Source organism: Nostoc commune NIES-4072 (assembly GCF_003113895.1).
GTDB classification, from domain to species: Bacteria; Cyanobacteriota; Cyanobacteriia; order Cyanobacteriales; family Nostocaceae; genus Nostoc; species Nostoc commune.
On sequence record NZ_BDUD01000001.1, the window covers coordinates 2,821,286 to 2,833,612 of the forward strand.

The window sequence follows — 12,327 nt, forward strand, 5'->3', positions numbered from 1 at the left end:
CAAAAAAGCATTTATGACTGATTCTTAGGGACAATTCAGTTTTTCAATAGCTTTGTTATCGTCTCCAACTGCTTGAGCCACTGTAAAAGTTTTATTGCTGGAAGGTTGTTTAGGAAATTTGCTATTAGTTTGAATATGCAAGCCCGGTAATAGAGCCACTTTAGCTTCTTTATTCTCTTTCGGACTATGTAGTAAAGTTACTTTAACCTCATTAATAATTTGTTGCTGCTCTTTGATAATTTGAGTTAGGTCATTAAGTGTAGCGACCTGCAATTATAAATGCCCAAACCTGCAATCAAGACTTTTTCAAACCAGAATTATTTGCAACTATAATTTCAGTTGAGCCAGAATTAACTGCAACTGAGCCAGGATTAAATGCAACCAGCCTGCAATCATCCGTTTCGACGCTTGTTTAATTGCAAATCAGCTCAACACTTTACTATGACTAAGTTTTCTCTCCTTGACAGGAGTTTGTCAAAAAACTCATTTGAGAATTTTATAAATTAACAATGAAATCTTTACCGAGTTTTTTTACTTAAAAACCAACGGTAAAAGTAACTCTAAGCCTTACTGGTGACGCAGTTAAAAAACCGTTCGTTTTTTTTACTTTAAGAGATTGCATTTAATCCTGGCTCAAACCGATGATTGCAGGTTGGTTGCAAATAATCAAGGGGAACGTTGCATTTAATCCTGGCTGAAGCGCAATTATAGTTGCATTTAATCCTGGTTTGTAAATGTCTTGATTGCAGGTTTGAGCGATTAGTATTGCAGGTCGTTACAGCTACAACTTCCCCGATTTTGCTAATATCGTAACCGCCGAGAATTTCAAATTGGGAGTGAACCATTCGATGTCCCAAAGTACTGAGCAACTGCTGTACAGGTGCTTCTTCTAAATATTCTTTGAGAATCACCAAATCATATCGTGACTGATGTAAAGGGATAAATCCCAGCCCAAAAGCGGTAGCTACAGATGCCGTACTCATACCTGCATCGGCAACTCCCCTGACTACAGCTTGGGCAACATCTTGGTGAGTTTTGAGTATATTGTCAAAGCCCTGAACAGCATCGAACGGTATCTGCTCCTTTTGGAGTGTTTGTTCCAAAAGCATCCGACTACCAGAACCGATTTCACGGTTAACAATAGTCGCTCCCCCAGCCACTCTGACTTTTCACGGCATGTGGAAAAGCTTATTTTAGCGGTTTCCTAAACCCTGATTTTTCCGTTAGCTATTTTCATTAACTCAGAGCTATTGATAATTAGGCTGTGGAAAAAGCCACGCTTTTTCGAGGCTTGAGGACTTCCCGTGAAAAGTCAGCCCAGCCACTAAGTCACTAACTGTTCTAATTCCCATTGGGTTCCCTGACTTTAACAAAAGTCCCTCCTCCCAAACACCAAGGGTAATCAGAACTGCTTCCCTCCCAGCCAGAACATCTCGAACAAAGGGAGTATTATACTCACCAGTCTCAGGATCGTACAGATGCATCCCAGCAATGTGCGCCTCACCTCTGCATAGACTGTGCAATGCAGCCATGCTATTGGCGAAGTTATATTGAACTCGCAGTTGAGGATGCCAGCGTTCGGTGGCTCTTGCCCATAGTGAAATCACAGGGGCACAACCAGCAATTACAACGGTGTTATGGAGTGTGTCGAGATTATCGTCTAAAAGACGGACTCGAACTTTATTTGTACCTGCAACACTTGTACTTTCACCATCAGCCGGAATCATATCTTGGCGAAAAGCATCCTTACCAATTAAAGGATAAGCTATCCATTGTCCGCCTACACGAGCCATGCTAACTCGTAGTTGCTGACCATTAGGAACAGGTTTAGCAAGAACTGCTTCGATTTCAGGTAAATCCCGCTCTAACCAGAATAGATCCTCAACTTGACAGCCAAGCGCTTTGGCCAAGCGAAGTGTTATGGCTACTGAGGGAGCATATAGTCCCGACTCTACACCACTAATAGTCTGACGAGTCACACTAGCGATGTTAGCCAAATCTTGTTGGCTCATGCCTAAGCGAGTTCTAATCGACTTCAAGTTATTACGGAGGTCACTATCCTGCTTCATTGGCTTTGTCTCTTAGTTTCAAAAAGCCGTAGCGGATTTAAATATTGCATCTGCCAAGGCGAAAGTCTGGTCTTTGAGTTTATATCATTTCTCTTTGACGAGTTTTTGTGCTTTCGCTGTCTTGATTCCCCATATAAAAAGACTATCATAGAAATTGCAAATTTGCTTGCCAAGCGCAAAAATAATTTGCGGGTGGTTACTTTTTACTGTTATTTTGGCTCAAAAGCCCCAATTTCCGATAATAAATAGAGCATTTATCTAGTAGCAGCTTTCTACCAATTTAGTTGGTAGAAAGTAGTATTCAATACAGTTTTAGAGATTAGTTTCAGCTTTGATGCTTGATAGGCGAGTAATGCAAGCCGTAGAAAACATACTACTAACCAATGAGAGTTCTTTGGGGTAAATCTTATCCTGACAAATTAGTGCTGTAGTAGAACAAAAAAACCTACTCAAAGAAGTTGCAGAATACTTGGGGCTAGTCGAGGTTGTTTGGTTAAATGCCAATAATTTGATGCGTGTTCCACTCTCAAATTTCAAATCTCAAATCTCAAGCAAACTTATTCCAGTCGTGGTTAGACTTATTGTCGATTGTCACTCAAGAACAATAATCTAGTCAGGGTAAGCGCATCTAATTTTGTAGCTCTTAATACAGACAAAAAGCTTAAACCTCTATCTGAATATCAGTCTTTCATTCAAAATAGGACAAATTGTCGTAAATGATTGAAAAAACATGGGTCAAATAGCTTTTTATGTTTTTTGACCACATAAAGACGAAAATGTCAATCCCACCCCTTGGCTCAGTGTAGTAATTTGGAACTGATTTGTGCTTTGGCTGAACCCCAAAACCACCGTGTCAATAGGGTTTGAGATGCGCTTACCCTGATAATCTAGTAAACCTGATTTTTCTGCAATATTCAATCTGCAAAAAATCAGAAGTACCAATCTTCACCGCAGCTTCGTTATTTTTGAAGCTTACCAAAACCTTATGAATCAACCATACTTACATCCAGATGATTTGCCTTCACCCCAAACAATCAAGCTGAGTGAAATACTATTCAGACAGGAATGGCACTAAGAAAAGCCGAAACGCTTATCAATTAAGCAGTTTGCAATTGTTTACGTAATTCTTGCCGGGGTTTGGTCAATCTGGGATATGCTTTGGGGCGGCGTTTGGTAACTCGTGGTTCAGTGCGTGCGAGACGGTCAGGAACTTCTTTGTGAACGATAATTTTTAGTAAAGTGCGATAAAGTCTAAGCCGTTTTTTAGAGTCAGCAACCTCGAATTTGGGAATAAAATTAATTAAATGATGGCGAGTACCTTGTAGCGATAAACGATGGGAGCAATGCGATTTTGTTAGACGACCCAAAAAAAGTGCGATCAAAAAAAATAGCACTCCAAACTGATGTTACGGACGCTGTTCATTAGGAGAATGTTTTACGTATTAATACTAATTAATAATGTAATATATATATATATATACTGAAAAAGATGATTAGCGATCGCACTTTTTTTGAGTCGCCTAAGAAAATCGCATTGCTCCCGTTTGGGGCTACCTTTCAAAGAACTGTTACCATCATCTGTAATTGAACAAGCACTCTCGGAGCTAAAAATTAGATACTATAGGCGATTATTTGATCCAATAGTAACGCTTTGGGCGTTTTTATCTCAAGTAATAGAAGCTGATAAGAGTTGTCATAATGCAGTTAGCAAAGTCATTGCTTATTTAGCTGAAATTGATGTAGAAATTCCATCGTCTGACACGAGCGCTTATTGTCAAGCTAGGTCTAGATTACCAGAAAAATTTTTAGAAACCCTTTTTAGTCAGGTTGGGAAAAGCTTAGAAGAGAAGGTAGAAATAGAGCATTTATGGTGTGGAAGAAATGTGAAAGTAATAGATGGGTCTACGGTATCGATGCCAGATATTCCAGATAATCAAAAAGCATACCCTTAACCCTCTACTCAAGCATCTGGATGTGGATTCCCAATTGCAAAAATCGGTGTAATATTCAGTTTAGCTACTGGAAGCGCTATTGCACTATGCATAGATATTCTGAATACGCATGATATTAAATTAGCCAGAAATTTATATCAGTTTCTTAATCCATTGGATATCCTTTTAGGGGATAGAGCATTTTGCGCTTATGCTGATTTTGTTTCTATTAAAAATAGAAATTGTGATGCAGTTTTTCGGAAACACCAAGCTCGAAAAACCACAATGCGAAAAGGTAAAATAATTGGATCAAGTGACAAGCTAGTAACTTGGCAGAAACCTAAAAAATGCCCACAGGGATTGAGCAAAGATGAATTTAATGCTTTACCCTCAGCCATAACTGTACGAGAGATATATTATTATATTGTTGTTCCTGGCTTTCGCACTGAACAAGTTAGCTTAATTACTACTCTCTTAGATACAACAGCTTATTCTACTCTAGATATTGTTGGGCTTTATGGTCAGGGCAAACGCATCTAAATGTGGTACACATATACTAATGAGTCCAAGAAAGGTAGCGATCGCTGATGGGATGGAAGTTGAGCAATGAGGCTTTGATGATAAAGTCATTCTAGAAGTAGAGGAAAGCCCCTAAAAAAGCGTGAAGCTCAAGCCCAAAATTACGATTGCTGACCACTTTGCCCTAATGGAAGACCCAAGAATAGACCGCACGAAGCGACACAATTTAATTGACATTCTCACAATTGCCTTGTGTGCAGTGATATGTGGAGCAGATAGTTGGGTAGCAATTGAATTGTATGGCTGCACGAAATATGAGTGGTTGAAAACGTTTTTAGAGCTACCAAATGGCATTCCATCACATGATACATTTGCACGAGTATTTGCACAATTGAATTCACATAAATTTCAGGAATGTTTCTTAAATTGGATAAGGTCAATCCAGATCATAACGGATGGTGAAGTAGTAGCAATTGACGGTAAAACTTTATGTGGCTCCCATGAGAGAAGCAGTGAGCAAAGTGCAATACAAATGGTAAGTGCGTGGGCAACTACAAATAAGTTAGTGTTAGGGCAGGTAAACCCGGATTTCTCACAAAGGTTTAAACGAGTAGCCCAAAACGCTTATGCCACTTAGACTTGAGATAAAATACGCCGTTCACATATTGTTGTGATTCGTGCAGTGTCTAAAACGCTCAAAATCTAAGCCTGATAAAGGTTTGGTAATAGCGATCGCACCGCTTGTGAGAAATGCGGGGTAAAGGTGGATGAGAAATCAAATGAAATTACAGCAATTCCCGAATTAATAAAAGTATTAGAACTATCTGGTTGTATCGTGACAATTGATGCCATCGGTTGCCAGAAGGAGATTGTGAAGTTAATTAGCCAACAAAATGCAGATTACGTAATTACCCTTAAAAAGAATCAAGGTAATCTTTATGATGAAGTAGAGCAACTATTTAAAGCAGAGATAGGCAAGGGTTTTCAAGATTTTCAACATAGCACATACAAAACAGAAGAACATGGGCATGGTCGTCATTAAATTCGCAACTACGCGATGTTAACAGGAATTCAATCTCGGCTTGATCCTGATTCAGTTTGGTCGAACTTTAATAGTATTGGGATGGTAGAATCCGTCCGACAAGTAGGTGGTAAAACAACAGTGGAGACTCGTTATTTTATTAGTAGCCTTGAGGATAATGCTAAACAATTTGCTAATTCGGTTCGGAGTCACTGGGGGATAGAAAACTCATTGCATTGGGTATTAGATGTGGCTTTAAAAGAAGATGACTGTCGCATTAGAAAAGATAATGCTCCACAAAATTTTGCAGTAATGCGGCAGATAGCAGTAAATCTTTTAGGTAAAGAGAAGCGTGTGAAACGGGGAATCAAAAATAAACAGTTTTTGGCAGCAATGGACAATAACTATTTAGAAAGAGTTTTAGCTTTAGCGTAAACTAATTTGTCAATAATTTAGTTAAGATTGTTGCTTATTTTCAAGGATAAGTTTACTTATTCATGGCTGAATAGTTAGCTAATTTATCCTTAAATAAGAGTTCTTTTATTAGAGATAAGTTAATTTAGACGATTCCCAAAGAATCGATTTATTTTGTTTATAATTTTATCAAGTTTTGTACTTGTATAGATGACTTGAAAATCCTTATTAGTTTTTGTTAGGAAATAAGGTGCGTTTACCCTGCTATAGTCATCGGTACTCTACATAACCATCTCTTATTTTGTGTTGTAGTTTTGTATTACAACGTAATCTAAAGCATAATGTGAGCAAACACCTTAGTTCATAGTTGGAGACGTGGCAAAATTAACGATTCAGATCCCGGATGAACTAGCTCAACGTCTAGAACCTTTGCAGAGTCGCTTACCCCAATTACTTTGGCTATTGTTGGATGCAGATGTGCAACAAACAAGCGAGCAGCCAAAAGTGAATGCACAAACTGTAGAGATTTCCGAAGTGTATCAAGAAGTGCTGGATTTCTTGATTAAACGTCCAACGCCAGAAGAGATAATTGCTTTTAAAGTTTCATCACAAGCGCAAATGCAGTTAGAAGCATTATTAGAGAAAAACCGTTCTGCTTCACTAACTCAGATGGAATTAGCTCAATTAGATGTTTACGAACAATTAGAACATCTAATGATTCTGCTAAAGGCCCGCGCTATGGAAAAGTAATGAAAATTTGATGGCCAGTACTTCAATTTCAACAGAACTTCGCAAGCTAGTAGTTAGTAGAGCGTCAGGACGCTGTGAATATTGTTTAATTCACCAAGATTTTTCAATATATACCCATGAAGTAGATCATATTCTTGCTCTGAAACATGGGGGCGAAACTTTGGCGGAAAATTTAGCTCTTTCATGTTTATTATGCAATCGTCATAAAGGTTCTGATTTTGCGACAATTGACTCGGCTACTGGAGAAATAGTGCCATTGTACAATCCTCGGCGTCAAATTTGGGATGAACATTTCTATTTTGAGAGTGTAAGAATTGAGGGAAAAACTCAAGTAGGGCAAGCAACTGCAAAGTTACTTCAGTTTAATCTTCCTAATCGATTACTACAAAGGCAAGTATTAATGAGTCAGCAAAAATATCCTTGAGTATGTAAATTTAGTATCTTTATAAGAACTAATGATATAAAAGCTAATTAATTGTTTTATAAAGAAATATAAATATTAAAATTATTTATTTAGTTTAAAGATGGATTATAGCACAGATTCTTTATCTCCGATAAAACTGATACCATTGGATAGAAATCTATCTAGTCTGCAAACAAGAAAATATAGAAGTTCTGTTAAAATTAGCACACCCACAGATATTCGATGGATAAAGGTGCTGGAATTTTTACGCAGCAATAACCTAGCGCCTTGGAAAAAGTACCACTACCACCAGCCCAGAGTTTAACTCCAGAGCAGATGGAGCAGGTATGGTCAGCGTTGGAATTGCTAGGAGAAACAAAGCAACGGGATACAGCACTCGTTCACATTCTCAGTCATGGACTCCGAGCAGGGGAAGTTGTACAGCTAAATGTTGGCTCATTTGATGGCAAGCTGCTGTTTTTACCTGACACCAAAACCAATGAACCACACTTAGTTCCACTAAAAAAAGAGAGTCGGAAAGTTTTAGCAGAGTATTTGCAATTGCGCCAACAGCAGGGAGAGGTGTTAAACAGCGACTTCCCCCTGATGATTTCACACCATGCTTCATACAGGGAGCAACGCGATTTGGTGAGATCGGGCAAAAAAGCTGCGATCGCTAAAAACTAGTTTCAGTATAATTTGTATTTTTACTACAGAATACACAGTATTAATACTGTTTTAGATTTGTGGAATATTTTAATATCTAAAGATGACTCATTTTTGGGAGACAAAAAAAGGTAGGATTCCCTTTGGAGTAAAGGTTTTGATATCTAATATCTAAACAAAAACAGGGATGCCTACAATGAAAAATAATATATGTTCTACTTTCGATATAAGCAAATATTTGTCATATTTTCAAGAAAAAGTTACGAAACTTTTAGAATTAACTGACATCTCAGAATTTGATGGACAAGTTTTAAAAATACGTGAGGAAGAAATTAGGAAATCTGCATTAATTTTGGCAGGAGAATGTATCGCTTTATTACTTCATAATCTGTCTAAGTCCCAAGGTTTTTTGGATAAAGCGATGCAGCAAACACAGGGTTGGTGGCACAATAAAACGCAAAAACATGGTTATAAAAAGCGACAAATATTAACGATTGGTAATGTTGAAGTAACTTTACAATTACCGTATGTAGTTGAACGTCAAAATCAACCAGATAAAAATAAACAACATGAAGGATTTTGTCCATTCTTAAGATATTTAGGAATGTCCGAGGGTTTAACCCCAGTTGTTTTATCAAAGGTTGCTCAATATGGCGCAATTGCAGGTTCGTTTGAAGCTGCACGTACAACACTAATTGATTGGGGAATAAAGATTAGTTTAAAACGAATAGAACGGCTAACATATTATTTTGGTCAGTTGGGAATAGATTTACGTACTCACAAGCTAAATGACTTAAAATCTGGTAATTTATCCACTTTAAATATTCTTAAAGACCAACGTGTTGTAATTGCTGTAGACGGTGGTCGTACCCGTATTCGGATACCGAAAAAAGGAAAGCGTAAGGTTAAAACAAATCGTTATGGCTTTGCAGGTGAATGGATGGAGCCAAAATTACTAACAATTTATGTAGTAAATGAACAAGGGCAAAAAATTAGGACATCAGCAATTCCTATTACTAATGATGGTACATATTCAGGTTATCAAGGGTTCATGCAGATTTTAGAAATGTATTTAGTAAATTTGGGTATAAGCCAAGCAAAACAAGTTTTATTAATTGGGGATGGTGCAGAGTGGATATGGATACATATCCCTCCTTTATTAAAAAAACTACAATGTCCCCACGAAACTTATCAGTTGTTAGATTTTTATCACGCAGCATCACATTTACAAGACTTTGCCGATGCTGCTTTTAGCACAAATAATGAGCGTCAACAATGGTTTAAAAAGTCTCGTAAAATGTTAAAAAAAGGTCAAGCACTGGATTTAATGAGAAACATGGGTGAGATTATATTATCAGCTACTGGAGAACGCATGGCAAATAAAGTCACTTTGTACTTAAAGATAATTTTTAGCGATCGCAGCTTTTTTGCCCGATCTCACCAAATCGCGTTGCTCCCGTTAAAGTTGATGAAGAGTTAGGGCTACCAAAAGATAAATGGCTACCAATGGTATTAGAATTAGCCTGTGCCTTGGGAGTCAGTAGTGAATTTCCAAATTCTCACTCGTTGTTTCAAAAATGGACATTAAAATTTATCTTACTCAGAGCTTAGTTAGCGGGCAAAGCTAGCTAACTAAGCTCTTCCCCACACCTTTTTTCGTTCACCCGAAACTATGTGTACTCACGCCAATTATCTCAACTTGTTTGCAAGCTGTTCTTAAAATCCTAGCGGCTGAATCTTCGCTAATGTGTCCATCACTGCGACCGGGGAACAAATAAACATCCCCTGCCATTGGGTAATATTCAACCAGTAACCGCCGTAGGTCTTCAATCACTGGGATTGACCTAGTAGCCAGCTTGCCTTTAGTGTTTGCTTTCCGAATCACCAACCGAGGTCTAACGTTGCCTTTAGGTGTGTAAATGTCTTGGGTGAACAGGGTACAGCATTCTCGAATTCTACAGGCACTAAATAAACATACGCCAAATATTGTGCGATCGCGGCCGTTCTGAAAACCCTGGTTGAAAATTAGTTGTATCTCTTGTAGAGTAAGTATCTTGGCGCGTCCATGACGATTTACTTTCACTTTTCACCGCTACACCCCGTTAACTCTCAATTTTCAGGTTACAGCAGTATGATTCAATCACTACAAAAACTATTCACATTTGATGAATTTGTAGATTTTTTAAAAACACAACCAGAAAATATTTGCTACGAATTATACGACGGAGAAATTATACAAATGCCTTTACCGAAAGGAAAACATGAAAAAATTGTGGCGTTTTTAGTCATGATTCTAATGGTCGAATGTCACCGTCTTAAACTTGAGTACGGTATACCAAGTAAAACTTTAGTCAAACTGGAAAATAAGATATCAGGATACTTCCCAGATGTTCTTTTACTAAATCTTCCTAATTTAGTAAATGAGGCATATTGGGAAAATGAATCGATAATTACTAAACCGGAATCGATACCATTAGTGATTGAGGTGGTCAGTACTAACTGGAGAGATGATTATCATAAAAAGCTTGCTGACTATGAAGAAATGGGTATTCAAGAATATTGGATTGTGGATTATGCTGCTTTGGGTAGCAAAGAATTGATAGGCGACCCCAAACAGCCAACAATCACAATTTACTTTTTAAGTGATGAGGGTGAATATCGTGGTAAACAGTTTAGAGGAGACGACCGTATAGAGTCCCCAACATTTCCTGATTTAAATCTAACTGTTGAACAAATTTTTTCAGTGCGTTATTGATCAATTACTACGGACGTATCCCTACACTACTCTTACGCTCGCAGAAGAAGGATAAGAATATATATTACCAATATTAATCTGTACCTCCTCCGAAATCGAAATCGTAGGCTGAAGACTTGCTCCACCGACGATTTTGCTGGTTTCGGAGTCTAATAGTTCCTCGAATAGAGGAGCTTGCAGGTTTTCTTCTTTGTTAGCTGTTAGAGCTATGATTTTCCTTGAGAAGTAGTTTTGCATATCTTGATTTAGCAAGCTATTGACTGCATAGTAAATATATCTAGCTGGAAATAAAATAATCAAGTATTCATAAAAACATCCTACTTTTTAATGGCGATAATCAGCGTCAATTTCAAGTTTTTTATCTATGGCTAGCTCTACACCATTAGCACCATCCACAGAAAATGTGAAAATCAATTTTTTCTACACCTAAATCAAAAGCCAGCAAGTTGAACCAAGGAAGTCACTTGCTGGACAGTTATAAAACCCACATTCCGCACTTCAAAATGTAGTGCTTTAATACTTCAATAAATGCTACAAAAAATTATTATTCTGATTAAGTATTAACACTGCTATCTACTAGACTTTTAGCGATCGCTATTCAAGGACTATTAGCCCAAAAACTGTAGCACTGGTGTGCTACAAAGCGAAGTGCGGAATATGGGCTACAAGAACTAGAGTTTTTATTAATTTTATTTACAGGTTTTACAGGTTGAACGATGAATATCTTTCGCCGTAAATTCTCTGAAACTCCTATATGCAATGGATTACAGCCCAAAGCATTAGCCTCCTACCACACAGTATTTACTAAACTCTTGGGTAGGCGAAAAGCAATTATTGACCCTCAGACTGCAAGTATCTTCAGGCAAAATCCTACTTTCGCTTCAAAAATGCTCAAACTTATATACAGCAAGGCTTTTCAGACCATCTTGCTGCTTTTTCCTCGTATCTGATACCGTTGGCGAATTCCCAAAACAGCTAAACTGAACCGATTAGTTCAGAAATGAAACGATTGAGAACCTTCTGAACATTTTTATACCCAGTAGCTTGCTTACCTAATTTCAGTTCAGACATAATGCGATCGCTTCCAGCGGGCGGGTACGCCATCGCGTAAAATTTCAAGTTCTCTTATAGTTGGTAAACCAACAGACTGTCTTTCGCGCTCCGTATCAGATGTTAGAGAAAACTCGCTCTGCCGTGTAATACTCGGTTGGGGTTCGTTTTGCCCCTGATCAGGAGCTAAAAATTCTGAGTCTTCCCGTGTAATACTTGGTAGAATGTTATGTTTAACAATGTGTTCTAAATAGTCAGCCCTAGTTAAACCCAAACATTCAGAGGCTATCCCTAAGCTTTTCCATGTGTCATCAGTCAGTCGCAAAGAACGTACTTCACGATAATCATCATTCTTGAGCGCAAACTTTCCCTGAATATCCCGTTTTAACATCAATAGAGTAGGGGGTCTGTGAGGCGATTCTTGCAGAGAGTAGATGAAGCCGAACAACTTACCGAAACAAACTATGGAAGTGGGCAATTGAGCGGAGGCGGTTCTGTTTTTGAACACATCTACTTTAATGATCACACATGGTTCAGCGTGAAGCGAATCCCATCTACTCTTCGATTCGTCTACCTTGATCATCGAGGACAAGGAGGAATTGGAATTATATTTAGTGAACCGATGAATTCGGAAGGCTACAAAGCTAGCGAAGTTAAAAAGTGGATTAAAGATAATTATCCCACGCTTCTTCCCCATTGGACTTTATATCGAGCAAATCACCCAACATAGAGTGTGAGCCAGCACCTAA

At 38.1% G+C, this 12,327-nt stretch carries 11 protein-coding genes and 4 pseudogenes; 9 read left to right on the plus strand and 6 right to left on the minus strand.

Going from position 1 to position 12,327, the window contains the following annotated elements:
* Positions 1-24: 24 nt before the first annotated feature.
* The 4 genes and pseudogenes from CDC33_RS12505 to CDC33_RS12520 form a co-directional block, all read right to left on the minus strand.
* Positions 25-273: a hypothetical protein gene (locus CDC33_RS12505; protein ID WP_181373987.1), complete on the minus strand. Its 249-nt coding sequence runs from the start codon at positions 271-273 to the stop codon at positions 25-27.
* 506 nt (positions 274-779) lie between these two features.
* A pseudogene (locus CDC33_RS12510) lies at positions 780-1,148 on the minus strand (substrate-binding domain-containing protein); the annotation flags it as partial.
* Between the two features lie 135 nt (positions 1,149-1,283).
* A pseudogene (locus CDC33_RS12515) lies at positions 1,284-2,069 on the minus strand (substrate-binding domain-containing protein); the annotation flags it as partial.
* 1,097 nt (positions 2,070-3,166) lie between these two features.
* Positions 3,167-3,451: a hypothetical protein gene (locus tag CDC33_RS12520; protein WP_219930022.1), complete on the minus strand. Its 285-nt coding sequence runs from the start codon at positions 3,449-3,451 to the stop codon at positions 3,167-3,169.
* 129 nt (positions 3,452-3,580) lie between these two features.
* Between CDC33_RS12520 and CDC33_RS39820 the strand changes: the two genes are divergently transcribed.
* From CDC33_RS39820 to CDC33_RS12555, 7 genes and pseudogenes are all read left to right on the plus strand, one after another.
* Positions 3,581-4,021 carry a transposase domain-containing protein gene (locus CDC33_RS39820; protein ID WP_219930023.1) on the plus strand — a complete coding sequence of 147 codons (441 nt, stop codon included), beginning with the start codon at positions 3,581-3,583 and terminating at the stop codon, positions 4,019-4,021.
* Between the two features lie 264 nt (positions 4,022-4,285).
* On the plus strand, positions 4,286-4,540 hold the full coding sequence (locus CDC33_RS39825) for a hypothetical protein (protein ID WP_219930024.1): 255 nt from the start codon (positions 4,286-4,288) through the stop codon (positions 4,538-4,540).
* A gap of 166 nt (positions 4,541-4,706) precedes the next feature.
* Positions 4,707-5,975: pseudogene (locus CDC33_RS41920) on the plus strand (ISAs1 family transposase).
* A gap of 354 nt (positions 5,976-6,329) precedes the next feature.
* Positions 6,330-6,704: a hypothetical protein gene (locus CDC33_RS12540; protein WP_109008748.1), complete on the plus strand. Its 375-nt coding sequence runs from the start codon at positions 6,330-6,332 to the stop codon at positions 6,702-6,704.
* Positions 6,705-6,714: 10 nt separating this feature from the next.
* Positions 6,715-7,128 carry an HNH endonuclease gene (locus CDC33_RS12545; protein ID WP_109008749.1) on the plus strand — a complete coding sequence of 138 codons (414 nt, stop codon included), beginning with the start codon at positions 6,715-6,717 and terminating at the stop codon, positions 7,126-7,128.
* 267 nt (positions 7,129-7,395) lie between these two features.
* Entirely contained in the window at positions 7,396-7,794 is a 399-nt protein-coding gene (locus CDC33_RS12550) for a tyrosine-type recombinase/integrase (protein ID WP_244919217.1), read from the plus strand.
* A 175-nt stretch (positions 7,795-7,969) separates the two neighbouring features.
* Positions 7,970-9,145, plus strand: a pseudogene (locus tag CDC33_RS12555) (ISLre2 family transposase); the annotation flags it as partial.
* Between the two features lie 288 nt (positions 9,146-9,433).
* Here the strand turns inward: CDC33_RS12555 and CDC33_RS12560 are convergent.
* Complete coding sequence (locus tag CDC33_RS12560; RefSeq protein ID WP_219930027.1) at positions 9,434-9,856, minus strand: tyrosine-type recombinase/integrase; 423 nt, start codon at positions 9,854-9,856, stop codon at positions 9,434-9,436.
* A 48-nt stretch (positions 9,857-9,904) separates the two neighbouring features.
* Between CDC33_RS12560 and CDC33_RS12565 the strand changes: the two genes are divergently transcribed.
* Positions 9,905-10,528, plus strand: a complete 624-nt coding sequence (locus tag CDC33_RS12565; RefSeq protein ID WP_109008750.1) for a Uma2 family endonuclease — start codon at positions 9,905-9,907, stop codon at positions 10,526-10,528.
* Between the two features lie 1,063 nt (positions 10,529-11,591).
* Here the strand turns inward: CDC33_RS12565 and CDC33_RS12575 are convergent.
* The gene (locus CDC33_RS12575) at positions 11,592-11,969 is read right to left on the minus strand and encodes a hypothetical protein (protein ID WP_439956597.1); all 378 of its coding nucleotides are present in this window, start codon (positions 11,967-11,969) and stop codon (positions 11,592-11,594) included.
* 18 nt (positions 11,970-11,987) lie between these two features.
* Between CDC33_RS12575 and CDC33_RS12580 the strand changes: the two genes are divergently transcribed.
* Positions 11,988-12,308 carry a hypothetical protein gene (locus CDC33_RS12580; protein WP_109008752.1) on the plus strand — a complete coding sequence of 107 codons (321 nt, stop codon included), beginning with the start codon at positions 11,988-11,990 and terminating at the stop codon, positions 12,306-12,308.
* Positions 12,309-12,327 lie beyond the last annotated feature (19 nt).

Bases quoted from the DNA above. Each gene is read 5' to 3' on its own strand.
- CDC33_RS39825 (WP_219930024.1), top strand. From the start codon at position 4,286: ATGCGAAAAGGTAAAATAATTGGATCAAGTGACAAGCTAGTAACTTGG.
- CDC33_RS12575 (WP_439956597.1), bottom strand. From the start codon at position 11,969: ATGTTAAAACGGGATATTCAGGGAAAGTTTGCGCTCAAGAATGATGAT.
- CDC33_RS12565 (WP_109008750.1), top strand. From the start codon at position 9,905: ATGATTCAATCACTACAAAAACTATTCACATTTGATGAATTTGTAGAT.
- CDC33_RS12545 (WP_109008749.1), top strand. From the start codon at position 6,715: ATGGCCAGTACTTCAATTTCAACAGAACTTCGCAAGCTAGTAGTTAGT.